21 protein-coding genes are annotated in these 24,531 nt (G+C 69.3%); 12 read left to right on the forward strand and 9 right to left on the reverse strand.

The genetic code is table 11. The features are described from left to right. The first annotated feature begins 52 nt into the window (after positions 1 to 52). From ABS735_RS37515 to trxA, 7 genes are all read left to right on the forward strand, one after another. Positions 53 to 2,461, forward strand: a complete 2,409-nt coding sequence (locus ABS735_RS37515; protein WP_373904719.1) for a DUF6049 family protein — start codon at positions 53 to 55, stop codon at positions 2,459 to 2,461. A gap of 44 nt (positions 2,462 to 2,505) precedes the next feature. Beyond that, complete coding sequence (gene murJ / locus ABS735_RS37520) at positions 2,506 to 4,920, forward strand: murein biosynthesis integral membrane protein MurJ (RefSeq protein ID WP_373904720.1); 2,415 nt, start codon at positions 2,506 to 2,508, stop codon at positions 4,918 to 4,920. 139 nt (positions 4,921 to 5,059) lie between these two features. Then, entirely contained in the window at positions 5,060 to 6,778 is a 1,719-nt protein-coding gene (locus ABS735_RS37525; RefSeq protein ID WP_373904721.1) for a protein kinase family protein, read from the forward strand. A 30-nt stretch (positions 6,779 to 6,808) separates the two neighbouring features. Then, on the forward strand, positions 6,809 to 7,534 hold the full coding sequence (gene sigM, locus ABS735_RS37530; protein ID WP_373904722.1) for an RNA polymerase sigma factor SigM: 726 nt from the start codon (positions 6,809 to 6,811) through the stop codon (positions 7,532 to 7,534). A 17-nt stretch (positions 7,535 to 7,551) separates the two neighbouring features. After that, entirely contained in the window at positions 7,552 to 8,436 is an 885-nt protein-coding gene (locus ABS735_RS37535) for an anti-sigma factor family protein (RefSeq protein WP_373905145.1), read from the forward strand. 158 nt (positions 8,437 to 8,594) lie between these two features. Further along, positions 8,595 to 9,563, forward strand: coding sequence for a thioredoxin-disulfide reductase (trxB, locus tag ABS735_RS37540; RefSeq protein ID WP_373904723.1), 969 nt, complete (start codon positions 8,595 to 8,597; stop codon positions 9,561 to 9,563). Positions 9,564 to 9,602: 39 nt separating this feature from the next. Next, positions 9,603 to 9,935, forward strand: coding sequence for a thioredoxin (gene trxA / locus ABS735_RS37545; RefSeq protein ID WP_003975042.1), 333 nt, complete (start codon positions 9,603 to 9,605; stop codon positions 9,933 to 9,935). Between the two features lie 88 nt (positions 9,936 to 10,023). Here the strand turns inward: trxA and ABS735_RS37550 are convergent, their stop codons facing one another. The 9 genes from ABS735_RS37550 to rpmH form a co-directional block, all read right to left on the reverse strand. Next, entirely contained in the window at positions 10,024 to 10,641 is a 618-nt protein-coding gene (locus ABS735_RS37550) for a GNAT family N-acetyltransferase (protein ID WP_373904724.1), read from the reverse strand. 338 nt (positions 10,642 to 10,979) lie between these two features. Continuing rightward, positions 10,980 to 12,080 (reverse strand): ParB/RepB/Spo0J family partition protein, encoded by a 1,101-nt coding sequence (locus ABS735_RS37555; RefSeq protein WP_373904725.1) that lies wholly within the window; start codon positions 12,078 to 12,080, stop codon positions 10,980 to 10,982. Next, complete coding sequence (locus ABS735_RS37560; RefSeq protein WP_373905146.1) at positions 12,077 to 13,150, reverse strand: ParA family protein; 1,074 nt, start codon at positions 13,148 to 13,150, stop codon at positions 12,077 to 12,079. Before ABS735_RS37560 ends, ABS735_RS37555 begins: the two co-directional genes overlap by 4 nt. Positions 13,151 to 13,489: 339 nt before the next feature. Beyond that, the gene (gene rsmG / locus ABS735_RS37565) at positions 13,490 to 14,209 is read right to left on the reverse strand and encodes a 16S rRNA (guanine(527)-N(7))-methyltransferase RsmG (protein WP_373904726.1); all 720 of its coding nucleotides are present in this window, start codon (positions 14,207 to 14,209) and stop codon (positions 13,490 to 13,492) included. A 127-nt stretch (positions 14,210 to 14,336) separates the two neighbouring features. Next, positions 14,337 to 14,849 carry a Jag family protein gene (locus ABS735_RS37570; RefSeq protein ID WP_373904727.1) on the reverse strand — a complete coding sequence of 171 codons (513 nt, stop codon included), beginning with the start codon at positions 14,847 to 14,849 and terminating at the stop codon, positions 14,337 to 14,339. Between the two features lie 15 nt (positions 14,850 to 14,864). Then, positions 14,865 to 16,172 carry a membrane protein insertase YidC gene (gene yidC, locus ABS735_RS37575; protein WP_373904728.1) on the reverse strand — a complete coding sequence of 436 codons (1,308 nt, stop codon included), beginning with the start codon at positions 16,170 to 16,172 and terminating at the stop codon, positions 14,865 to 14,867. 3 nt (positions 16,173 to 16,175) lie between these two features. Further along, positions 16,176 to 16,550 carry a membrane protein insertion efficiency factor YidD gene (gene yidD / locus ABS735_RS37580; RefSeq protein WP_373904729.1) on the reverse strand — a complete coding sequence of 125 codons (375 nt, stop codon included), beginning with the start codon at positions 16,548 to 16,550 and terminating at the stop codon, positions 16,176 to 16,178. Further along, complete coding sequence (rnpA, locus tag ABS735_RS37585) at positions 16,547 to 16,918, reverse strand: ribonuclease P protein component (RefSeq protein WP_373904730.1); 372 nt, start codon at positions 16,916 to 16,918, stop codon at positions 16,547 to 16,549. The genes yidD and rnpA overlap by 4 nt, the downstream gene beginning before the upstream one ends. A gap of 21 nt (positions 16,919 to 16,939) precedes the next feature. Beyond that, positions 16,940 to 17,077 (reverse strand): 50S ribosomal protein L34, encoded by a 138-nt coding sequence (gene rpmH / locus ABS735_RS37590; RefSeq protein WP_003975051.1) that lies wholly within the window; start codon positions 17,075 to 17,077, stop codon positions 16,940 to 16,942. Positions 17,078 to 17,453: 376 nt separating this feature from the next. Here rpmH and dnaA point away from each other — a divergent pair, with 376 nt between their 5' ends. The 5 genes from dnaA to ABS735_RS37615 all read left to right on the forward strand — a co-directional run bounded on the left by dnaA (position 17,454) and on the right by ABS735_RS37615 (position 24,342). Beyond that, the gene (gene dnaA, locus ABS735_RS37595; RefSeq protein ID WP_373904731.1) at positions 17,454 to 19,442 is read left to right on the forward strand and encodes a chromosomal replication initiator protein DnaA; all 1,989 of its coding nucleotides are present in this window, start codon (positions 17,454 to 17,456) and stop codon (positions 19,440 to 19,442) included. A 922-nt stretch (positions 19,443 to 20,364) separates the two neighbouring features. Continuing rightward, positions 20,365 to 21,495, forward strand: a complete 1,131-nt coding sequence (gene dnaN, locus ABS735_RS37600) for a DNA polymerase III subunit beta (protein ID WP_007388949.1) — start codon at positions 20,365 to 20,367, stop codon at positions 21,493 to 21,495. A gap of 201 nt (positions 21,496 to 21,696) precedes the next feature. Beyond that, entirely contained in the window at positions 21,697 to 22,572 is an 876-nt protein-coding gene (gene gnd, locus ABS735_RS37605) for a phosphogluconate dehydrogenase (NAD(+)-dependent, decarboxylating) (RefSeq protein WP_373904732.1), read from the forward strand. A 58-nt stretch (positions 22,573 to 22,630) separates the two neighbouring features. Next, a complete protein-coding gene (gene recF, locus ABS735_RS37610) occupies positions 22,631 to 23,752 on the forward strand; it encodes a DNA replication/repair protein RecF (protein WP_373904733.1) in 1,122 nt (373 codons plus the stop codon). Beyond that, positions 23,749 to 24,342 carry a DciA family protein gene (locus ABS735_RS37615; protein WP_373904734.1) on the forward strand — a complete coding sequence of 198 codons (594 nt, stop codon included), beginning with the start codon at positions 23,749 to 23,751 and terminating at the stop codon, positions 24,340 to 24,342. Before recF ends, ABS735_RS37615 begins: the two co-directional genes overlap by 4 nt. Positions 24,343 to 24,531: the final 189 nt, after the last annotated feature.

Raw genomic sequence — 24,531 nt, forward strand, 5'->3', positions numbered from 1 at the left:
CGTGGACGCACATTCCGACGACCACTGATCACGACGAGGGACGGGCGAGCGCGTGGCCGAGGCGGCAGACTTCCAGGGGACCAGTGCCTCACCTGCCCGCCGGTGGCTCCGGCGCACCACGGCACTGATCGCCGGGGCGCCGCTGCTGGCCGGCTTGGTCCAGCTGCCTGCCGCCGGCACGGCACAGGCCCAGGAAGCAACCGCCGCCCTGGCCGACTCCGACTCGGGATCGGTGGCGGTCGCCGTCGATTCGCTCACCCCCTCCGCACCCACGGACGGGGACACGGTGACCGTGTCGGGCACCGTGACCAACAAGGGCAAGCAGACCGTCACCGACGCCCATGTGGGCCTGCGCGTGGGCCCGGAGATCGACACCCGCTCGTCCGTCGACGCGATCGCCAAGGACAGCGACGATCTTCAAGGCTCCATCTCTCCGGAGATCGACAACAAGTACACCGAGAAGTTCTCCAAGCTCACACCCGGCGTCGCCGAGCACTTCAACATTTCCGTCCCGGTCGACGATCTGAACCTCGGCGACGACGGCGTCTACGAATTCGCCGTCTCGCTGTCCGGTGAGACCTCCGCACAGCCGTGGCAGCAGATTCTCGGGATCCAGCGGACCTTCCTGCCGTGGCAGCCCGACGAGGCCGGCACCAAGACCAAGACCACGGCGCTGTGGCCGCTCATCTCGACGACGCACATGGCCGCCGAGACGGGGCCGAACGAGGAGCAGACACCGGTCTTCCTCAACGACGACCTGGCGAAGGAGATCTCCCCCGGCGGCCGCCTGAACCAGATGGTGACCTTGGGCAAGGACCTCGACGTCACCTGGGTGGTCGATCCGGACCTGCTGGCCTCCGTCGACGCGATGACGGGCAGCTACCGCGTCCGTGACGGGGACAGGACCACCGCCGGCACCCATCAGACGATCGCCAAGCAGTGGCTGGCCGACCTGCAGGACGCGGTCGCCGACAAGGAGGTCGTCGCCCTCCCCTTCGCCGACCCCGACCTGGCGTCCCTGGCCCACAACGGCACGGACGTCACCGGCTCCCTGAGCCAGCTCAAGGACGCGACGGACGTCGTCGACAACACCGTCGAGCCGATCCTCCATGTGAAGCCGAACACCGACTTCGCCTGGCCCGTGGACGGCGCCGTCGACCGGTCGATCATCAAGGTCGCCACCTCCGCGGGCGCCGACAAGGTGATCGCACGCAGCGACAGCCTCCAGGAGACCAACGGCCTGCCCTACACGCCCTCCGCCGCCCGTCCCATCGGCGGCGGCACCACGGCCGTCGTGGCGGACTCCCGGCTGTCCACGGCCTTCGAAGCCGACCTGACGGCGGCGTCCGCTTCCACCATCGCCGTGCAGCACTTCCTCGCCCAGAGCCTCGGCCTGGGCCTCCAGACCGACAAGCAGCGCAGCGTCGTCATCGCCCCCCAGCGCACGCCCTCCGGCAGCCAGGCCCGAGCGATGGCCGAGGCCCTGCGGGCCCTCCAGAGCGGCACCTGGTCCCAGTCCCAGAAGCTGGCGGCGGCCTCCGCGGCCAAGCCGGACCCGGACGCCACCACCAAGGTCCCGGGAACCTCCTCCTACCCGTCTGCGCTGCGCAAGAAGGAGCTGCCCCGGTCGGCCTTCGTGGAGAGCGCGCGGACGCAGGACTCCCTGGCCAGCTTCCAGGTCGTGCTCTCGGACCCGGCCCGGGTGGTGACCCCCTTCGGACGCGCCCTGAACCGGGAGATGTCCGTGTCGTGGCGCGGCCGGGCCGCCGAGGCGGAGTCGTTCCGCGCCGGAGTGAAGTCGTACCTCGACGGTCTGTCCGGGCGGGTCAGACTGATCGACAAGTCGGAGACGAAGCTCTCCGGCCGCAGCGCCACGATCCCGGTGACGGTGCAGAACAACCTGGTGCAGGACGTCGGCCCCCTGGTTCTGCGGCTCACCTCGACGAACCCCACGCGTCTCGAGATCGACGGCGCCCGCTACGAGGAGCAGCCGATCTCGGTCTCCGGCGGCCACAGCCAGTCGGTGAAGTTCACCACGTCGGCCAACGCCAACGGTCGGGCGACGGTGATCGCCCAGCTGTACACGACGGACGGGCGGCCGTACGGCGAGCCCGTCACCTTCGACGTGAAGGTCACCGAGATCACGGCCACCGTGATGCTCGTCATCGGCGGCGGCGTCCTGCTGCTCGTCCTCGCCGGCTTCCGGATGTACACGCAGCGCAAGCGCGCCGCGGCCCGTGCCGCCGAGAAGGCCGACAAGGAGACCGAGTCCGGGGAGTCGGAGACGCCGGAGTACTCCGAGGACGCCCCGGAGAACCCGGAAGACCCCGAAGCACGTCACACACAGGAGTCCGAGGCACCGGCCCGGGCAGGCGACCCGGAGCAGCCGAGTGACCCGACACCGGACACCGCAGCGGAAAGCGCCGACCCGTCCGGCACGGGTGAGAGAGTGGACCGTTGAGGATGTCGTGGCCGGTCGGCCCGGGACGATGAGGTGGGGTAACCATGAACGCGCCGTACGACGGTGACCGCGGTCGGGCCGCGGACGGCTCGGGTCACCCCCAGGGGCCGCCGCCGGACCCCGGTCATACGCCGCCGCAGCCGCCCGCGGACATGTACCTCCAGGACGCCTACGACCAGGATCCCTACCGGGCGCAGGACCTCTCCGCCCAGGACCCGGTCTCCGAGGCGCTCTACGACCGCGCCGCGCACCCCCCTCCGCCCCCGGGCACGTACCCGCCGCAGCAACCGCTGTACTCCCAGCCCGCCCAGTCGCCCCACGCCCCCGACCCCCGCCTCTGGGCCCAGACCCCGGCCCCCGAACCGGAGGGCCCGACGCAGTACCTGCCGTACGGCGACGACCCTCGGACCACCCAGTTCGTCGGCGTGGACGACCTGGTCGGCCAGGCCGGTGACCAGCGTCACGAGCCGGACGCCTTCGCGCACCTGTTCCGCGACCAGCAGCAGGGCGGCGGCCATCCCTCGTACGACGACCAGGCGGCCGTACCCGCCCCGGCCCCGGTACCAGGTCCGTACGGCGGGGCGGCGGAGCCGGGACAGTACGGCACGACACCCGCTCCAGGACAGTACGGAGGGCACCAGGGGCCCGACCCGTACGGGAACGCTCCGGCGCACGGCCAGTACGGCGGCCCCGCCCCGACGCCCGGGCAGCACGCGGCGCCCGCGCCCGGCCAGTACGCGGTGGCGCCCACGCCGGAGGCGGCCGAGGCACCCCTCCAGGAGCCCGAGCCCGCCCCTGCGGCACCGCCGGCCGCCGCTCCCAAGAAGGGCGGGCGCGCAGGGGGCCTGCTGAAGTCGAGCGCCGTGATGGCGGCGGGCACGATGGTGTCGCGGCTGACCGGGTTCATCCGGTCGGCGCTGATCGTCTCGGCACTGGGTGTCGGCCTGCTCGGCGACACCTTCCAGGTCGCCTACCAGCTGCCCACGATGATCTATATCCTCACCGTTGGTGGCGGACTCAACTCGGTCTTCGTACCGCAGCTCGTGCGCGCCATGAAGGACGACGAGGACGGTGGCGAGGCGTACGCCAACCGCCTGCTGACCCTTGTCATGGTGGCGCTGGGCGCGCTGACGGTGATCACGGTCGTGGCCGCGCCTTTGCTGATCCAGCTCCTGTCCAACCCGGTGGCCAGTGACCCGGCCGCGAACGAGGTCGGCATCACCTTCGTCCGCTTCTTCCTGCCGTCCATCTTCTTCATGGGTCTGCACGTGGTGATGGGGCAGGTCCTCAACGCCCGTGGCAGGTTCGGCGCGATGATGTGGACCCCGGTCCTGAACAACATCGTCATCATCGTGACCCTGGGAATGTTCATCTGGGTCTACGGCACTGCTGAGAGCTCGGGAATGAAGGTCACGAGCATCCCGCCGGAAGGCGAGCGTCTGCTCGGCATCGGTGTACTGCTGGGCCTCATCGTGCAGTCCCTGGCCATGATCCCCTACCTGCGGGAGACGGGCTTCCGTCTTCGGCTCCGTTTCGACTGGAAGGGTCACGGACTCGGCAAGGCCATCACCCTCGCCAAGTGGACGGTCCTGTTCGTGCTCGCCAACCAGGCGGGTGCCATGATCGTCATCCAGCTCTCCACCGCGGCGGGCAAGGCATCACCCGTCGACGGCACAGGCTTCGCCGCCTACGCCAACGCACAGCTGATCTGGGGGCTGCCGCAGGCCATCATCACTGTCTCCCTCATGGCCGCCCTGCTGCCCCGCATCTCCCGCTCGGCCTCCGAGGAGGACGGGGGAGCGGTCCGTGACGACATCTCCCAGGGCCTGCGCACCACTGCAGTGGCCATCGTCCCCGTGTCCTTCGGTTTCGTCGCGCTCGGCATCCCGATGTGCACGCTCATGTTCGGCTCCTCGGGCACCAGCGAAGCCACCAACATGGGCTACATGCTGATGGCCTTCGGTCTCGGTCTCATCCCGTACTCCGTGCAGTACGTCGTCCTGCGCGCCTTCTACGCCTACGAGGACACCCGGACGCCGTTCTACAACACCGTCATCGTGGCCGCGGTCAACGCCGCCGCCGCGGGACTGTGTTACCTCCTGCTGCCCTCGCGCTGGGCCGTCGTCGGCATGGCCGCCTCCTACGGCCTGGCCTACGTGATCGGCGTGGGCGTCGCCTGGCGCAGGCTGCGCAAGCGGCTCGGCGGTGACCTGGACGGCGCCCGGGTGCTGCGCACGTACGCCCGGCTGTGCATCGCGTCCGTACCGGCCGCTCTGATCGGTGGTGCCGCCTGCTACGCGGTCAGCCACGCGCTCGGCCAGGGCGTCGTGGGCTCGTTCGCCGCGCTGCTGGCCGGCGGACTGCTCCTGTTCGGCGTCTTCTTCGTCGCCGCCCGCCGCATGCGCATCGAGGAAGTCAACTCTCTGGTCGGCATGGTGCGCGGACGCCTGGGACGCTGAGACGCGGGGTAGGCGCACAACCATCGCCCGCCGCTGTGTGTCGTGCATAGCGGCGGACTGTGGGCACAATTGGGTTCGGCGTCGGACGCGCGGATCGGGAGTCGGCCGACGCGCACGGAATGGGGAGGCAGGAACGACGGTGGCGGAACGGAGCACAGCTGCCGTCGACGTGGCAGACAACAGCGGCGATGAGCCGCTGACCGCACAGGCGGACCAGTCCACGGCCGACGGGGTGGCCAACAACCGGGAGCGGGACACGGACAGCGACGAGGCACAGGGGAACTCCACGAGCGAGGAATCCGGCAAAGCCTCGCCTCCCGAACTGCACAGCGGGCACAAGCTCGCCAGACGCTACCGCCTCGAGGAGTGCGTCACCCGTCTGGACGGCTTCAGCAGTTGGCGGGCCGTCGACGAGAAGCTGCGCCGCGCCGTCGGAGTCCATCTCCTCCCGGCGGACCACGCGCGAGCCCGCTCCGTGCTGGCCGCGGCACGCTCCTCCGCCCTGCTCGGCGACCCCCGCTTCGTCCAGGTACTGGACGCCGTCGAGGACAACGACCTCGTCTACGTCGTGCACGAGTGGCTCCCCGATGCCACCGAGCTGACCGCGCTCCTCGCCTCCGGACCGCTGGAGGTCTACGACGCCTACCAGATGGTCAGTCAGATCTCCTCGGCCATGGCGGCAGCCCACCGCGAGGGCCTCGCGCACCTGCGCCTGAGCCCCAACGCGGTGCTGCGTACGTCGACGGGCCAGTGGCGGATCCGCGGACTCGCCGTCAACGCCGCGCTGCGCGGCATCAGTTCCGACACTCCGCAGCGCACCGACACCGAGGCCATCGGCGCCCTCCTGTACGCCACACTCACCCAGCGTTGGCCGTACGAGAGCGACGCCCATGGTCTGGCGGGACTGCCCAAGGACATCGGACTGATCCCGCCGGACCAGGTGCGGGCCGGCGTCCACCGCGGCCTGTCCGAACTGGCGATGCGGGCGCTCGCCAACGACGGCGCCACCGCCTCCCGCCACGAGTCGCCGTGCACCACGCCGGAGGAACTGGTGAAGGCGATCGGCGAGATGCCGCGCATCCGCCCGCCGGAGCCGGCGTACACCGCCCCGCCCCAGTACCAGCGCACGGCCTACCAGCAGGGCGCGTACGGCCGTCCGGCACCGCACCCGGGTGCCACCCCGCCCGTGCCGACGCCGCCGCCCCCGCTGCAGAGCCGTACCGGCAAGGCCCTGAAGTGGAGCGTCTCGGCCCTGCTGATCGCCGCGCTCGGCCTCGGCAGCTGGCAGCTCGCGGACGCCCTCATGGAGCGGGGCGGCAAGGCCGACGACCAGAACCAGACCCAGACGACGGACAGCAACGACAAGAACAACGAGCAGACCAAGCCGGCCAAGCCGATCAGCGTCCAGGAAGCCCAGGAGTACGTCGCCAGCGGCGGGGCCCAGGCACCGCAGGACGTGGCCAACACCTACGACGGCGACGCCTCCACCTTCTGGCGCACGAAGAAGTACGACGACGGTCCGAAGCTCGCGCCGTACAAGCCCGGAGTCGGCATCGTCTACGACCTCGGTTCACCGCAGGACGTCTCGACGGCGTCGATAGGACTCCGGTACACCGGTGACCACACGACGGTGCACCTCTACGCCGCCGATTCCCTGTCGCCCTCGACGGGCGTCGACGGCATGCAGGAGATCGCGTCCGCCACCACGACCGGTACCTCGCTCACGGCCAAGGCGTCGAAGCCCGTCAAGACGCGGTACGTCCTGCTGTGGATGACCGACGTGCCGAATGCTCCGTCCGACGGCTACAGCGGCGCCGGCTACAAGCAGGCGATCACCGACGTGACGTTCACGGGCTGAGGCCCTTCCGAGGAAAGGGGGAGGAGGCCGATGGCAGATGACACCGCTCACGACGGCATCAGCGATCAGGACCTCCTCGCCCGCCACGTCCAGGGCGACCCTGACGCCTTCGGTGAGCTCGTACGCCGTCACCGCGACCGTCTCTGGGCGGTGGCCCTGCGGACGCTGGGAGATCGCGAGGAGGCCGCTGACGCCGTCCAGGACGCGCTCGTATCCGCCTACCGGGCCGCCCACACCTTCCGCGGCCAAGCCGCCGTCACGACCTGGCTGCACCGGATCACAGTGAATGCCTGCCTGGACCGTGCCCGCAAGGCCGCGTCACGGAAGACCGCGCCCGTCGACGACACCGAGCGCCTGGATCAGCTCCTGGAGCCCCACGAGTCGGCCTCGGCGCCCGCCGAGCGCAACGATCTGCACCGCCAGCTGCTGGAGGCCCTGGACACCCTGCCGGCCGACCAGCGGGCCGCTCTCGTCCTGGTGGACATGCAGGGCTACCCCGTCGCGGAGGCCGCCCGTGTCCTCGACGTACCGACCGGAACGATCAAGAGCCGGTGCGCCCGGGGCAGAGCCAGGCTACTGCCGCTGCTCACCCACCTCCGGCCTGACGGCAGCAAGGAGAAGACGAAACCGGGCGCGGAGCGGAACCGGACGCAGGGGGCATCCGTCCCACCCGCAGCGGGGCCGCAGCGTGCGGGTCCGCCGAAGGCAGGGCCGAGCGATTCAGCCGCAGTGAAGGGCGGAGGTGGACGAGCGTGACGTCGTCGACGACAGACATGACCGGACACCCGGACGTCGCGGAGATCTCCGACCTCGCCGAAGGCATCCTCCCGACCGCACGGACCACCGACGTACGACAGCACCTGGAGAGCTGCGCGCTCTGTGCGGACGTCTACGCGTCGCTGGAGGAGATCCAGGGTCTGCTCGGCACCCTGCCGACCCCGCCCCCCATGCCGGACGACGTGGCCGCCCGTATCGACGCCGCCCTGGCAGCCGAGCCGCTACCAGGCGCAGCCACCCCGGAACCCCGGCCCACGGAAGCCTCGTCCGGCAACGACGACGCCTATGTTTCACGTGAAACGTCGGCACCGGCCGACCGGCCCGCCGGGCACGCCCGACACTCCTCCACCGGCCCCGGCCGCAACGACCGTCGCCGAGGCAGGCGACGAAGGATCGCTGCACTCGGCGCCGTGGCCGCCGCTGCCGCCATCGGGCTCGGCTCGGTCATCGTGTCCTCCCTGACCGGCGGGAGCCCGTCCGACGACACTGCCCACGAGCAGCAGACCGCACTCGCGGACACCTTCTCCGAGGGACACCTCAAGGACAAGGTCACCGGCCTCGTCGCCGACGGGAGCGCCCAGAACGAGCCCCGCACACCGCGCAGCTTCGGCATGGAGTCCGAGAACGGTGGCGACGCCGAGAATCACGTCTTCAAACAGCCGACCGTCCCCGAGTGCATTCAGAAGGGCATCGGCCGCGACGACGCGGCGATCGCCACGGAGCAGGGCGTCTACAAGGGCAAGGAAGCACTGCTGGTGGTACTGCCCGATGCCGCCAACGACACCCGGGTCACCGCCTACATCGTCGAGTCGGCGTGTGTGGACCAGCCCGCGATCGGCAAGGCCAAGATCCTCCTGAAGCACTCCTACGCGCGTTCGTAGGGGTTGGGTCTTTCCCTTGCCGGGGCGGTCCAGCACTGTCGCCGTGTGCCCGGGCACAGCGGGAATGCGCGCCCCGTAGGATCCGTTAGGTGGGGTGAGAGTTCCGAGTGCAGCTCCACCCGGCCTGAAGACGCAGTCCAGAGACGAGGAATGAAGCCGTGAGCGACGTCCGAAACGTGATCATCATCGGCTCCGGGCCCGCCGGCTACACGGCGGCGCTCTACACCGCGCGAGCGTCCCTGAAGCCGCTGGTGTTCGAGGGTGCCGTCACCGCGGGCGGAGCGCTGATGAACACCACCGAGGTGGAGAACTTCCCCGGCTTCCAGGACGGCATCATGGGCCCCGAGCTCATGGACAACATGCGCGCCCAGGCGGAGCGCTTCGGTGCCGAGCTGATCCCGGACGATGTCGTGGCCGTCGACCTCAGCGGTGAGATCAAGACCGTCACCGACACCGCGGGAACGGTCCACCAGGCCAAGGCCGTCATCGTCACCACCGGCTCCCAGCACCGCAAGCTCGGCCTGCCGAACGAAGACGCCCTGTCCGGCCGCGGCGTCTCCTGGTGCGCGACCTGTGACGGCTTCTTCTTCAAGGACCAGGACATCGCCGTGATCGGCGGCGGTGACACCGCGATGGAGGAGGCCACGTTCCTCTCCCGCTTCGCGAAGTCCGTGACGATCGTCCACCGTCGCGACACTCTGCGCGCCTCCAAGGCGATGCAGGAGCGTGCCTTTGCCGACCCCAAGATCACGTTCGTCTGGGACAGCGAGGTCGCCGAGGTCCAGGGTGAACAGAAGCTCGCGGGCCTGAAGCTGCGCAACGTCAAGACTGGCGAACTCTCCGATCTGCCGGTGACCGGCCTGTTCATCGCGATCGGCCACGACCCGCGCACGGAGCTCTTCAAGGGCCAGCTCGACCTGGACCCGGAGGGCTACCTGAAGGTCGACGCGCCCTCGACCCGCACCAACCTGACGGGTGTCTTCGGAGCCGGTGACGTGGTCGACCACACCTACCGCCAGGCGATCACCGCCGCGGGCACCGGTTGCTCCGCCGCACTCGACGCCGAGCGCTTCCTCGCCGCCCTCAGCGACGAGGACAAGGCGGAGCCCGAGAAGACCGCCGTCTGACCACCCACCCCACTGCACCAACCAGTTAAGGAGCCCGCCGTGGCCGGCACCCTGAAGCATGTAACCGACGACTCCTTCGAGCAGGACGTCCTCAAGAACGACAAGCCCGTCCTGGTGGACTTCTGGGCCGCCTGGTGCGGTCCCTGCCGTCAGATCGCGCCGTCCCTCGAGGCGATCGCCGCCGAGTACGGCGACAAGATCGAGATCGTCAAGCTGAACATCGACGAGAACCCGGGTACGGCTGCCAAGTACGGCGTCATGTCCATCCCGACCCTGAACGTCTACCAGGGTGGCGAGGTCGCCAAGACCATCGTCGGTGCGAAGCCGAAGGCCGCGATCGTCCGCGACCTCGAGGACTTCATCGCCGACTGACGACCGACTGACGTTTCACGTGAAACACGAATGGGCCGACCCGACCGGGTCGGCCCATTCGGTTTACAGCGGGTCCCCGGTGCCGCCACTACAGCGGACGCAGCGCCGGTTCCTTCTGCACGGCACCGAGCAGGCGGTCCAGTGCCATCTCCACATCTTCCTTCCAGGACAGCGTGGAGCGCAGATCCAGCCGCAGCCTCGGATGCCGGGGGTGCGGTCGGACCGTCTTGAAGCCCACCGCCAGGAGATGCTCCGCCGGCAGCACGCAGGCGGGCTCCTTCCAGCGGGCATCCCCGAACGCCTCGATGGCCTTGAAACCACGGCGCAGGAGATCCTTGGCGACCGTCTGGACCATCACCCGGCCCAGTCCCTGCCCCTGGTACCCCGGCATCACGAACGCGGTCATCAGCTGAACCGCGTCGGAGGAGACCGGACTGGTGGGGAAAGCCGCCGAGCGCGGTACATACGCGGGCGGCGCGTAGAGAACGAAGCCCACCGGCACGTCATCGACGTAGACCACCCGGCCGCAGGACCCCCAGTCCAGCAGTACGGCGGAGATCCAGGACTCCTTCTCCAGGGTCGGCGTGCCGGCCTTTACCGCGGCCTCGCCGCTGACGGGGTCCAGTTCCCAGAAGACGCACGAGCGACAGCGCTGGGGAAAGTCCTGAAGGTTGTCCAGCGTGAGCGGTACGAGCCGGCGCCCCATGAAGGCCGTTCCTCCCTTCCTTCCCCTGCCGCGTCACGGGCGGCTGTCAGAGCGCTCCGTTCCCTGAGCAGGCTGCTGATGAACCCGCCGACCGCGCCCAGCCCCAAGCCCGCGCTCACCAGTTCGGTACGGCTCATCGTCCGCATGGCCCCTGCCTTCCTCTCAGAGGTACTGCCAGGTGACAACGCCATCCCGCTCGCATCGTATCCACGATGTGATGGCCCCGACACCGGCGCAATGCAAAGGGCGGGCCGTGTTCCGGTATGCACCGGACACGGCCCGCCCTTGACCGCCCTTGCGGCAGCCGCAGCGCCCTGGGCGCCCCGACTACCGAAGCATCAGGACTCGGCGTCCTCTTCCTCGTTCTCCAGGAGGCCCTTCTGCAGTACGGGGCCTTCACCAGGAGCGAGACTGCCGAGGATCCGCTCAAGGTCGTCCATGGAGGCGAACTCCACGGTGATCTTGCCCTTCTTCTGCCCCAAGTCGACCTTCACCCGGGTCTCGAAGCGGTCCGAGAGTCGCGTCGCCAGGTCCGACAGCGCCGGGGAAACCAGAGAGCCGGCCCGGGGGCCCTTGGCTCGCTGCGGCTTCTGCGGCCGTGAACCCATCAGGGTCACAATCTCCTCGACCGACCGCACCGAGAGCCCTTCGGCCACGATGCGATGGGCCAGCCGGTCCTGCTCCTCCGGGTCGTCGACGGACAGCAACGCTCGCGCGTGCCCCGCGGAGAGCACACCTGCGGCGACCCGGTTCTGCACCTTCGGGGAGAGCTTGAGCAGCCGCAACGTGTTGGACACCTGCGGACGTGAACGACCGATGCGGTCCGCCAGCTGGTCGTGCGTGCAGTTGAAGTCCTTCAGCAGCTGGTCGTAAGCGAAGGCCTCCTCCAGCGGGTTCAGCTGAGCGCGGTGCAGGTTCTCCAGGAGTGCGTCCAGGAGGAGCTTCTCGTCCTCCGTCGCCCGCACGATCGCCGGGATGGCGTCCAGTTCCAGCTCTCGGCAGGCCCGGAAACGGCGCTCGCCCATGATGAGCTCATAGCGCCCGGGCTCCGTCGGCCGCACGACGACCGGCTGAAGAAGGCCGACCTCCCGGATGGAGGTGACGAGCTCGGCCAGTGCGTCGTCGTCGAAGTCCTTGCGCGGCTGCTTCGGATTCGGCGTGATGGCGTCGAGAGGAACCTCGGCGAAGTGCGCCCCCATGGGCGGACGAAGGCCTTCAGCACCATGGGGTGCCGTCGGCTCTTCCGTTTCACGTGAAACATGCGCCAGCGTGGCCACCTTCGCCGCGGCCACTCCGCGTTCGTTCGGCAGCAGAGGCCGCGTCCCCGGGGACGCGGAAGCCGGGCTTCCCAACGCCGCCGAGGCAACCGACTTCTCGGTCGGGGCGTTGGGGATCAGTGCGCCCAGACCACGGCCCAGCCCCCTCCGTCGCTCACTCACTGGATCCCCTCCACCATGTTCGGATCATTCTGAGCGCCGACATGGGCGTGGGTCGCGTCATAGTTGACGCCCACGCCCTTCAGCGCGATCTCACGGGCCGCCTCCAGGTAGGAGAGGGCTCCACTTGATCCAGGATCGTAGGTCAGTACCGTCTGCCCGTAGCTCGGGGCCTCGGAGATCCGGACCGAGCGGGGAATGCTCGTCCGCAGCACCTCCTCGCCGAAGTGGCTGCGCACCTCGTCCGCGACCTGGGACGCAAGCCGCGTCCGACCGTCGTACATGGTGAGGAGGATCGTCGACACATGCAGCGTGGGGTTGAGGTGTCCCCGTACCAGGTCGACGTTGCGCAGCAGCTGTCCCAGTCCTTCCAGCGCGTAGTACTCGCACTGGATCGGGATCAGTACCTCCTGGCCCGCGACGAGCGCGTTGACCGTGAGCAGGCCGAGGGAGGGCGGGCAGTCGATGAGGATGTAGTCCAGCGGCTGCTCGTACGCGGTGATCGCCCGCTGGAGCCGGCTCTCGCGTGCGACCAGAGAGACCAGTTCGATCTCCGCACCGGCGAGATCGATGGTGGCGGGCGCGCAGAACAGGCCTTCGACATCAGGGACCGGCTGGACCACTTCCGAGAGCGGTCGGCTCTCGACCAGCACGTCGTAGATGGAGGGCACATCGGCGTGATGGTCGATACCCAGAGCGGTGGAGGCGTTGCCCTGTGGGTCGAGGTCGACGACCAGGACTCTCGCACCGTGCAAGGCGAGTGATGCGGCAAGGTTGACGGTCGTCGTCGTCTTGCCCACACCGCCCTTCTGGTTCGCTACGACCATGACCCGGGTCTGCTCGGGTCGCGGCAGCCCCTCGCCGGCGCGGCCCAGAGCCTCCACCGCCAGTTGGGCAGCACGACCGATCGGAGTGTCGTCCATCGGAGGCGGTGTTTCACGTGAAACATCCGCCCCCATCGACTCGGTACGGGGACCGGGGACCGGATCGGTCATCGGTCCCGCGATATTGGCGTCGGACCGCAAGGATTCACTCTCCTCGACTTCAGGCTCGCAATGAACAGAGCCTCCCATGCCTTCGGGGTCATGAACCAGTGAGGCCTGGTCTTCTGTGGAGAAATCCACCTCTGTGGACAACTCCGTGCCCTCTCTGAGCGACCCGAGAGGCTTTCGGTCGCGTGGATCGGCCGCGGCGCGGCCGCGACTGATGATGCCGTGCAGCAGTGAGCGACGTTTCACGTGAAACACGATGCAGCGCAGCCGAAGCCGAACTGCCGCGACACTCCGGCACACGTAGGCAGGGCAGCTTGTGTGGAGTACGGCGGACCGTCAGAGCAAGCTCAGAGCGCCACCCGAGCGAGCAAACACCGCCCGCCACCGGCCCCCAGCCACCCGACGCAACCAGCAGAGAGGCTATCCGCGACGCCGGCGCGTCCGTCCGGTCCGGGCGGCCTTGGCACGCTTGGCCGCGAAACGCACCCCACCGGGGCTCTCGCCCACCTCGACCCGTACCACGGTGGACATGGGTTCCACGACGCCCTCGCCGACGTGAAGGATGGACGTCTCCTCCGCTCCGAGTTTGCTCAGCGCCGCGGTCGCCGCCCTCAGCTCCTCCTCAGCTGTGTCGCCCTTGAGGGCGAGCATCTCGCCGTACGGGCGCAGCAGCGGGATGCCCCAAGTGGCGAGCCGGTCCAGCGGAGCGACGGCACGGGCCGTCACCACATGCACCGGCGTCATCTTGCCCATGACCTCCTCGGCCCGGCCCCGCACCACGGTGACGTGGTCCAGGCCCAGCAGCTCCACGACCTCGGTGAGGAAGTTCGTGCGGCGCAGCAGCGGCTCAAGAAGAGTGATCTTCAGGTCCTCGCGCACCAGCGCCAACGGGATCCCGGGCAGGCCGGCACCCGAGCCGACGTCGCACACCGTCACTCCCTCGGGTACGACCTCCGAGAGCACCGCGCAGTTCAGCAGGTGCCGCTCCCAGAGCCGGGGCACTTCACGCGGGCCGATCAGGCCGCGCTTCACCCCCGCCTCGGCGAGCAGTTCCGCGTAGCGGACCGCGTCCGCGTAGCGATCACCGAACACGTCACGTGCCTGCTCGGGTACAGGGGGGAGCTCCGCTGCCTCCGACACGGGGGACCGTCCTTCCGTACGGCACGGGCGCACGGGGCGCCGGTACCAGAACCACCAGAACTATCAGGCTGACAAAATTCGGCCCCGCCTGCGCAACAGACGGGGCCGGAGAACGAGAGGGAACCGATCAGGCGGGGAGCACGACGACGAAGCGCTCCGGCTCCTCGCCCTCGGATTCACTGCGCAGTCCCGCGGCCTTGACCGCGTCATGCACGACCTTGCGCTCGAAGGGCGTCATCGGCGCAAGCCGCACGGACTCGCCGCTGCTCTTGACCTCGGCCGCGGTCTTGGCGCCCAGCTCGGACAGCTCGGCGCGCTTGCCCGCCCGGTAACCCGCGATGTCGAGCATGAGCCGGCTGCGGTCACCGGTCTCCCGGTGAACGGCCAGGCGCGTCAGCTCCTGCAGAGCCTCCAGCACCTCACCGTCCCGGCCGACCAGCTTCTGCAGGTCCCGGCTCTTGCTGTCGCTGATGATCGAGACAGAGGCACGGTCGGCCTCGACGTCCATGTCGATGTCGCCGTCGAGGTCGGCGATGTCGAGCAGACCCTCCAGGTAGTCCGCGGCGATCTCGCCCTCCTGCTCGAGGCGAGTCAGGGTGTCTGCACCCTCGGCAGCGGCGGAGGTGGTGCCTTCCGTCACGGGATGGACTCCTTCTTACTTCTTCGACGGGGACTTGGGCCGCTGCGGGCCCTTGCGCTGTCCGGACTGGGCCTTGCTGCGGCCACCGCCACCGGACTTCTGAGCCGGCTTCTTGGCACCGGCGGCAGACTTGGCATCCTGCTTGCCGGCCGGCTCGGCGTCCGGCTTGGCGTCCTGCGGCTCGTCCGACTTGGTCAGCGACGTCTTCGGCTCGGCCTCACCGGCGGGCTTGGCCTGGCGCTGGGACTTGCTCTGCCGCTTCGGCTGCTGGCGCTTGGGCTGGCCCGTGGTCGTCACGGTCGAGCCGTCCGCGCTCTGGGCGGCGACAGCGGCGTCGTTCTTCACCACACTGCCGTCGGCCTGAGCCGCCATGCCCGCCTTGTTCAGACCGTTGATGAACTTGCGCTCGGCCTCGTTGCGGTCCCGGCCCTTGGCGACGATGGCCTTCACGATGGCCTTCTCGCCCCGGCCGCGGATCTTGCCGTGCTCGGTGACGCTCTTGTGCAGCCGCTCCAGGTAGGCGGCCTGCGCCTTGGAGCCCGGCGTCGGGTTGTTGCGGATGACGTACATCTGCTGGCCCATGGTCCACACGTTGGTGGTCAGCCAGTAGACGAGGACACCGACGGGGAAGTTCACACCGAAGACGGCGAACATGACGGGGAAGACGTACATCAGCATCTTCTGCTGCTGCATGAACGGCGTCTTCACCGTGGTGTCGACGTTCTTCGTCATCAGCTGGCGCTGGGTGAAGAACTGCGAGGCCGACATCAGCACGATCATGATCGCGGTGACGACGCGGACGTCGGTCAGGGAGGCGCTGAGGGCGGCGACGTCGCTCTCGCTGCTGAAGAACTTGGAGGCCAGCGGGGCCCCGAAGATGTGCGCCTTCTGTGCGCTCTCCAGCAGGTCCTGGTTGACGGCGCCGATGGTGTCACCGGACGCGATGCCGTTGAGCACGTGGTAGAGGGCGAAGAAGAACGGGGACTGCGCCAGGATGGGAAGGCACGAGGAGAGCGGGTTGGTGCCCGTCTCCTTGTACAGCTTCATCATCTCTTCGGACTGACGCTGTTTGTCGTTCTTGTAGCGCTCCTGGATCTTCTTCATCTCCGGCTGGAGCGTCTGCATCCCGCGCGTCGCCTTGATCTGCTTCACGAAGAGCGGGATCAGGCAGATACGGATGAGGATCACCAGGGACACGATGGACAGGCCCCAGGCCCATCCGGTGTCAGGTCCGAAGATCGCCCCGTACACCGTGTGGAACTGGACGATGACCCAGGAGACGGGCCAGGTGATAAAGCTGAAGAGGCTGGCAATCGTGTCCACTAATCATGCTCCTTGGGCATGGGGCGAGGTCTCTGCGGCCGGGCTCGAAGGATCGGACGAGCTCGGGTGAGCAGGCCTTCCTTCGGTGGCCGGTTCGGCGGCGGAGGTCCCGCCCTTGCGTGCCCGCCAGGCGGCACGCAGCATTTCGTGCCACCGCGGGCGCTTGCGCGGCGGAACATGGTCCACGCCGCCCGGCGACCACGGATTGCACCGCAGGATGCGCCAGGCGGTGAGCGCCGTGCCCTTGACGGCTCCGTGCCGGTCGATGGCCGTGTAGCCGTAGTGGGAACACGACGGGTAGTACTTGCACACCGGCCCCAGCAGCGGACTGATCGTCCACTGGTAGAGCTTGATCAGAGCCAGCAGCGGGTACTTCATCGCGCGCCCCCTCCCAGTAGCCGCCCCAGGGCGGCGTCCAGGTCTCGGGCCAGCTGTGCATGGTCGGCGTCACCCGCACCGGGCAGCGCTCGTACGACTACCAGGCTACCGGGGGGCAACAGGTCGATCCGGTCGCGCATCAGGTGACGAAGCCTGCGCTTCACCTTGTTGCGCACGACCGCACCACCCACGGCTTTGCTCACGACGAAACCCGCACGTGTCGGGGGAGCGCTCTCCCCAGGCGCGTGCGGGTCCGTGGCACCGCTTCGAAGGTGGACGACGAGAGCCGGACGGCCGGCCCGGCGGCCTCGTCGTACCGCGGTCGCGAAGTCCTCGCGCCGCCTCAGCCGGTTCTCGGTGGGCAGCACGATGTCATGACCTGACCGGGATCAGGCGGACAGACGGGCGCGACCCTTGCTGCGGCGGGTCGCGAGAATCGCGCGGCCGGCACGGGTACGCATACGCAGCCGGAAGCCGTGGGTCTTCGCGCGGCGACGGTTGTTCGGCTGGAAGGTGCGCTTGCTCACTCGGGGGCTCCAGAAAGAATCGGGGTTGGCGGGGTGCCGTCCTGGCTGTCACCGTGCGCCCACGAGTAGCTCGCGTTACGCCCGAGTGCACCGCTTTTCGATCACCTTGGACGTGACCTGTGCCCATCGGAGGCAGGCGGCAGCAGCCATCGACAACTCGACCTGGTTACGGTACGTGCGACTGCGCCATTCGGTCAAACCAGCGGTGACCGGGAGACACTTGTCCACAGGCTGGGGACAACAACTTGAACCCTACCCGTCGCGCTGACTACCGTGACTGGACTCCGATTCGTTCCCTTATCCCTGCCCCACCCGAGTTTCATCCCGACCCGTCCCCGAATCACACCTTCGAGGGACTCGTGAGAGAGCGTGCCCTGTGGCTGACGTACCTGCCGATCTTGCCGCAGTGTGGCCACGCGTACTGGAGCAACTCCTCGGAGAAGGCCGCGGGCAGGGCGTCGAGTCGAAGGACGAGCACTGGATCCGCCGCTGCCAGCCGCTCGCGCTGGTCGCCGACACCGCCCTGCTCGCCGTACCGAACGAATTTGCGAAGGGCGTACTGGAGGGCCGCCTCGCCCCGATCGTCAGCGAGACCCTGAGCCGCGAATGCGGCCGCCCGATCCGCATCGCGATCACCGTCGACGACACCGCCGGCGAACCCGCCGGCCCCGCGCCGCAGGCACCCCAGGCACCGCCCGCCCGCCCCCAGCCCCGCTACGAGGAGCCCGAGCTCCCCGCCCCCGGCCAGGGCGGCCGCGAGGACTACCGCGACGAGTACGAGGGCTACGGCCGCAACCGCGCCGACCAGCTCCCCACCGCCCGGCCCGCCTACCCGCAGGAGTACCAGCGCCCCGAGCCCGGCTCCTGGCCGCGGCCCGCGCAGCAGGACGACTACGGCTGGCAGCAGCAGCGCCTCGGATTCCCGGAACGGGACCCCTACGCGTCCCCGTCCCAGGAGCCGTACGGCCAGGAGCCGCCGCCACCGCCGTACTCCCACGAATCCCACACCCCGTACCAGCAGGACTACCGGCAGCAGCCCCCGGAACGCCCGTCGTACGACTCTCCGCGCGGTGAGTACGAGCAGTCCCGAAGCGACTACGACAAGCCCCGCGGCGACTACGACAGCCCGCGCGGCGACTACGACCAGCAGCGAAAGGACTACGAGCAGCAGCGCGGCGAGTACGACCAGCGCGGCCCCCGCCGGGACCGTCCTGAGCCCCCGGCCGGATCCGGACACGTCCACCGCGGCGGCCCCGTCGGCCCCGGACCCGCCACCGGGGCGCCCGGACCGCTGGCCGCACAGCCCGCGCCGGCGACCGGACCGGGCGAGCCGACCGCGCGCCTGAACCCGAAGTACCTCTTCGACACCTTCGTCATCGGCGCCTCCAACCGCTTCGCCCACGCGGCAGCCGTCGCCGTCGCCGAGGCACCCGCGAAGGCCTACAACCCCCTCTTCATCTACGGGGAGTCGGGGCTCGGCAAGACCCACCTCCTGCACGCCATCGGGCACTACGCGCGCAGCCTCTACCCCGGCACGCGCGTGCGCTACGTGAGCTCGGAGGAGTTCACCAACGAGTTCATCAACTCCATCCGCGACGGCAAGGGCGACAGCTTCCGCAAGCGCTACCGCGAGATGGACATCCTGCTCGTCGACGACATCCAGTTCCTCGCGGACAAGGAGTCGACGCAGGAGGAGTTCTTCCACACCTTCAACACCCTCCACAACGCCAACAAGCAGATCGTGCTCTCCAGCGACCGGCCTCCCAAGCAGTTGGTGACGCTGGAGGACCGGCTCCGCAACCGCTTCGAGTGGGGGCTGATCACCGACGTCCAGCCGCCGGAGCTGGAGACGCGCATCGCGATCCTGCGCAAGAAGGCGGTGCAGGAGCAGCTCAACGCCCCGCCCGAGGTGCTGGAGTTCATCGCCTCGCGGATCTCGCGCAACATCCGCGAGCTGGAGGGCGCGCTGATCCGGGTGACGGCGTTCGCGTCGCTCAACCGGCAGCCGGTGGACCTGGGTCTCACCGAGATCGTCCTCAAGGACCTGATCCCCGGCGGCGAGGACTCGGCCCCCGAGATCACGTCCACGGCCATCATGGGCGCGACCGCGGACTACTTCGGCCTCACGGTCGAGGACCTGTGCGGCACCTCGCGCGGGCGGGCGCTCGTGACCGCCCGGCAGATCGCGATGTACCTGTGCCGCGAGCTGACGGACCTCTCACTGCCGAAGATCGGCGCGCTGTTCGGCGGCCGGGACCACACCACGGTGATGCACGCCGACCGCAAGATCCGCAATCTCATGGCCGAGCGGCGCTCGATCTACAACCAGGTGACCGAGCTGACCAACCGCATCAAGAACGGCTGACGGCCGCCGGCACCGGCCGAACGGGCGCCCCTGGACTCCTCGGGGGCGCCTTTTGCGTGCCCGCGAGGGGCCCTCCCGCGGTCCCGCCGGTCCCGCCGACCCTCCTCCCGCCCCACCGCGGTCGCACTGCCGTCCTGCCCACTGTTCGAATACTTGCCGGGTTACGGCCGTCCTCCACAGATTCGGCCAGTTTTTTCCGTCCACACCTTGGGGACTGGGAAGTTGTCCCGATCCTGTCCACAGGCCAGGCTGGTGAGGGATCATCAAGGCAGGTCAGCCCCCTGTGGATTCGTGGACGAACGATCTCCACAGGCTGTGGACGAAGAAATGATCCACAGGCTGTGCATTCAGTTGTCCACGGGCAACCCACAGGCTGGAGTGGGTTGTCCCCAGCGATCCCCAGCTTCTCCACACGCCTGTCCACTGTTCGGCAACGTGACGCGCCCCGTCACCGCGTCGAGTGAAAGGCGTCACACCAGGCTGCCTGGTTGGGCTGTGGGAAACGTGGGTAAAGCTGGGGACGGCTCTGGGGAGAAGTCGCCTCTCCCTGTGCACGGTGTGTGCAGAACTTTCCGTTCTCCACAGATGCGCCCGGTTGTCCACCGGCTCCGCCCACAGGACCCGTGGACAAAATTCATGCTCTGACCTGGGCAAACAAGGTTATCCACCGTATCCACAGGCCCTACTACTACTGACGACTAGAGAGAGAGCGGAATTCGTTTCGAAGCGGGTCCTGTGCACAACTCGCCCTCTCGAGCCCGACCGCCCCTCGTCACGACTTGACCCCGAACGGCACCTACTGTCAGTGGGGTGCGTCAGACTGGTCCCCGGTGTTCTGCCCCTCACAGCGGCGGACGACACCGGTCAGACGACGAAGGCGAAGCAGGGCGAGCAGCGCCGGCAACAGCAGGAGGCGGCAACAGTGAAGATCCGGGTGGAACGCGACGTACTCGCGGAGGCAGTGGCCTGGGCGGCTCGCAGCCTCCCGGCCCGTCCGCCGGCGCCGGTCCTCGCGGGCCTGCTGCTGAAGGCCGAGGAGGGACAGCTGAGCCTGTCCGGCTTCGACTACGAGGTCTCGGCGCGGGTGTCCGTGGAGGCGGAGATCGAGGAGGAGGGCACGGTCCTCGTTTCCGGCCGCCTGCTCGCCGACATCTCCCGCGCCCTCCCCAACCGGCCGGTGGAGATTTCCACAGACGGTGTACGGGCGACGGTGGTCTGCGGCTCCTCGCGGTTCACCCTCCACACCCTGCCGGTGGAGGAGTACCCGGCGCTGCCGCAGATGCCGGAGGCGACGGGCACGGTCCCCGGCGAGGTCTTCGCCTCGGCCGTGCAGCAGGTGGCCATCGCCGCGGGCCGCGACGACACGCTGCCCGTGCTCACCGGTGTGCGCATCGAGATCGAGGGCGACTCGGTGACGCTGGCCTCCACCGACCGCTACCGCTTCGCGGTCCGCGAGTTCCTGTGGAAGCCGGAGAACCCGGAGATCTCCGCGGTCGCCCTGGTGCCCGCCAAGACGCTCCAGGACACCGCCAAGGCGCTGACCAGCGGTGACCAGGTGATCCTGGCGCTGTCCGGCTCGGGCGCGGGCGAGGGCCTGATCGGTTTCGAGGGGGCGGGCCGCCGGACGACGACGCGGCTGCTGGAGGGTGACCTCCCGAAGTACAAGACGCTGTTCCCGACGGAGTTCAACAGCGTCGCCGTGATCGAGACCGCCCCCTTCGTGGAGGCCGTCAAGCGTGTGGCCCTGGTCGCCGAGCGCAACACCCCGGTGCGGCTCAGCTTCGAGCAGGGCGTGCTCATCCTGGAGGCCGGCTCCAGCGACGACGCACAGGCTGTGGAAAGGGTCGACGCCCAGCTGGAGGGCGACGACATCTCGATCGCCTTCAACCCGACCTTCCTGCTGGACGGTCTGAGCGCCATCGACTCCCCGGTCGCCCAGCTCTCCTTCACGACGTCCACGAAGCCGGCGCTGCTCAGCGGCAAGCCCGCGGTGGACGCGGAGGCGGACGAGGCCTACAAGTACCTGATCATGCCGGTGCGGCTGAGCGGCTGAGCAGGGCCGTCGCACTGTCGGTCGCTGTCCACAGGGTGGGGACGAACCCGCAGGTGGGGGCATACGTCTGAGCGCGTATGCCCACAGCTGTGCACGGGCGTCCGGGTTTAGGCTCGACGCGGGTACGAAAGTGCCGCGGCACGCATCCGGCGGGTACGGAGGTGCCGCCTTGCCACCTCGCACACCTAAGGAACGCAACTGATGGAGCTCGGTCTCGTCGGCCTCGGCAAGATGGGCGGCAACATGCGCGAGCGGATCCGCCGCGCGGGCCACACCGTCGTCGGATACGACCGCAATCCGGACCTCGCCGACGTCCCCAGCCTGGAAGAGCTTGTGGGCAAGCTCAGCGCACCGCGCGTGGTGTGGGTGATGGTCCCGGCCGGCGAGGCCACCCAGGCCACCGTCGACCGGCTCGGCGAGCTGCTGGAGCCCGGCGACGTCGTCGTGGACGGCGGTAACTCCCGCTGGACGGACGACGAGAAGCACGCCGAGGAGCTGGCGGCCAAGGGCATAGGCTTCGTCGACTGCGGCGTCTCCGGCGGCGTGTGGGGCCTGGAGAACGGCTACGCGCTGATGTACGGCGGCGACGCGGAGAACGTCGCCAAGGTGCAGCCGGTCTTCGACGCCCTCAAGCCGGAGGGCGACTTCGGCGCCGTGCACGCCGGCAAGGTGGGCGCGGGCCACTTCGCGAAGATGGTTCACAACGGCATCGAGTACGCGATGATGCAGGCCTACGCTGAGGGCTGGGAGCTGCTGGAGAAGGTCGACTCCGTGGAGAACGTCCGCGAGGTCTTCCGGTCCTGGCAGGAGGGCACGGTGATCCGCTCCTGGCTGCTCGACCTGGCCGTCAACGCGCTCGACGACGACGAGCACCTGGACGGGCTCCGGGGTTATGCACAGGACTCCGGTGAGGGACGCTGGACTGTGGAGGCGGCGATCGACAACGCGGTGCCGCTGCCCGCGATCACGGCGTCGCTCTTCGCGCGGTTCGCGTCCCGGCAGGACGACTCGCCGCAGATGAAGATGATCGCCGCGCTGCGCAATCAGTTCGGCGGCCACGCGGTCGAGAAGAAGTAGGCAGCACCCGAGGGCCACGCGCCCGAGGGACGAACACCCGGGAGGTCGGCGCACGACCATGCACGTCACGCATCTGTCGCTGGCCGACTTCCGTTCGTACGCCCGGGTCGAGGTGCCCCTGGACCCGGGCGTCACCGCTTTCGTCGGCCCGAACGGGCAGGGCAAGACGAACCTGGTCGAGGCGGTCGGCTATCTCGCCACCCTCGGCAGCCACCGGGTCTCCTCCGACGCCCCCCTGGTGCGCATGGGCGCCGAGCGGGCCGTGATCCGCGCCCAGGTCCGGCAGGGCGAGCGGCAGCAGCTGATCGAGCTGGAGCTGAACCCGGGCAAGGCCAATCGTGCCCGTATCAACAGGTCCTCGCAGGTCAGACCGCGTGATGTGCTCGGCATCGTGCGCACCGTGCTGTTCGCGCCGGAGGACCTCGCGCTGGTGAAGGGCGACCCCGGTGAGCGGCGCCGTTTCCTGGACGAGCTGATCACCGCCCGTTCGCCGCGGATGGCCGGGGTGCGCTCCGACTACGACCGGGTCCTCAAGCAGCGCAACACCCTGCTGAAGTCGGCCGCGCTCGCCCGCCGACACGGTGGGCGCACGATGGACCTGTCCACGCTCGACGTCTGGGACCAGCATCTCGCGCGCGCGGGCGCCGAGCTGCTCGCCCAGCGGCTGGACCTGATCGCGGCCGTGCAGCCGCTGGCCGACAAGGCGTACGAGCAGCTGGCCCCGGGCGGCGGCCCCCTCGCCCTGGAGTACAAGCCGTCGGCGCCCGGCGAGGCGCACACGCGTGAGGATCTGTACGAGCAGCTGATGGCCGCGCTGGCCGAGGCGCGCAAGCAGGAGATCGAGCGCGGCGTCACCCTGGTCGGTCCGCACCGGGACGATCTGCTGCTCAAGCTCGGCTCGCTGCCCGCCAAGGGCTACGCCTCCCACGGCGAGTCGTGGTCGTACGCGCTGGCGCTCAGGCTGGCGTCGTTCGACCTGCTGCGGGCCGAGGGCAACGAGCCGGTGCTGGTGCTGGACGACGTCTTCGCCGAGCTGGACGCGCGGCGCCGGGAGCGGCTGGCGGAGCTGGTGGCGCCCGGTGAGCAGGTGCTGGTGACGGCCGCGGTCGACGACGACGTACCGCATGTGCTGGCGGGGGCGCGGTTCAAGGTGGCGGAGGGCACGGTGGAGCGCGTATGAGCGCCGACGAGCCGGCCCCCGCAGACCCTCCCGGCGGCCACAAGAAGGACCACAGGAAGGACCCCGGGAAGAGCGGCGGCCCGGAGCCGTCCGGCGTCGACCTCGCGCGCGTGGCGCTCAGAGCGGCGCGGGAGGCGGCACGCGCGCGTGGGGACGCGGCTCAGCAGAAGAAGCAGGCGCGTCGTGGCGGTCTGCGCTCCGGGGCGCGGGCCGACGGGCGTGATCCCATGGCGCTGGGTTCGGCGATCAACCGGCTGATCACCGAGCGGGGCTGGGAGACGCCGGCGGCGGTGGGCGGGGTGATGGGCCGCTGGCCGCAGATCGTCGGTGAGGACGTGGCGAAGCACTGTGTGCCGGAGCGGTACGACGAGGACGAGCGGGTGCTGGTGGTGCGCTGCGACTCGACGGCCTGGGCGACGAACCTGCGGCTGCTCGCGCCGACGCTGGTGGCCCGTCTCAACGAGGACCTGGGGCACGGGTCGGTACGGATGATCAAGGTGCTGGGGCCCGGCGGTGCGGGCGGCCCGGGTCGGCGTTACGGGCCGTTGCGAGCCCCCGGCAGCCAGGGCCCGGGTGACACCTACGGGTGACTTGGGGGCGGTCTGGCACCCCGTCAGCGATGCGTGATGTACCTCACAAAAATTGGCGCCGACGGTCGGTGTGAACCGCCGGCGCGTGCCGTGTCGTGCCGCCGTGCGCGGTGGCGAATGGGCATCTGACTCCCAAGTAGCAAAGGGTTGACGCCTCGAAGCGCTGAGTGCCGTTGTGAGCCTCTTGAG

Origin of the sequence: Streptomyces sp. MMCC 100 (assembly GCF_041538145.2) — a bacterium.
Classification (GTDB): domain Bacteria; phylum Actinomycetota; class Actinomycetes; order Streptomycetales; family Streptomycetaceae; genus Streptomyces.

What these genes read in the sequence shown, in the direction of transcription:
- murJ (WP_373904720.1), top strand. Translation starts at nt 2,506, where the DNA reads ATGAACGCGCCGTACGACGGTGACCGCGGTCGGGCCGCGGACGGCTCG.
- sigM (WP_373904722.1), top strand. Translation starts at nt 6,809, where the DNA reads ATGGCAGATGACACCGCTCACGACGGCATCAGCGATCAGGACCTCCTC.
- ABS735_RS37535 (WP_373905145.1), top strand. Translation starts at nt 7,552, where the DNA reads ATGACCGGACACCCGGACGTCGCGGAGATCTCCGACCTCGCCGAAGGC.
- ABS735_RS37550 (WP_373904724.1), bottom strand. Translation starts at nt 10,641, where the DNA reads ATGGGGCGCCGGCTCGTACCGCTCACGCTGGACAACCTTCAGGACTTT.
- ABS735_RS37560 (WP_373905146.1), bottom strand. Translation starts at nt 13,150, where the DNA reads ATGGGAGGCTCTGTTCATTGCGAGCCTGAAGTCGAGGAGAGTGAATCC.
- yidD (WP_373904729.1), bottom strand. Translation starts at nt 16,550, where the DNA reads ATGAAGTACCCGCTGCTGGCTCTGATCAAGCTCTACCAGTGGACGATC.
- gnd (WP_373904732.1), top strand. Translation starts at nt 21,697, where the DNA reads ATGGAGCTCGGTCTCGTCGGCCTCGGCAAGATGGGCGGCAACATGCGC.
- recF (WP_373904733.1), top strand. Translation starts at nt 22,631, where the DNA reads ATGCACGTCACGCATCTGTCGCTGGCCGACTTCCGTTCGTACGCCCGG.
- ABS735_RS37615 (WP_373904734.1), top strand. Translation starts at nt 23,749, where the DNA reads ATGAGCGCCGACGAGCCGGCCCCCGCAGACCCTCCCGGCGGCCACAAG.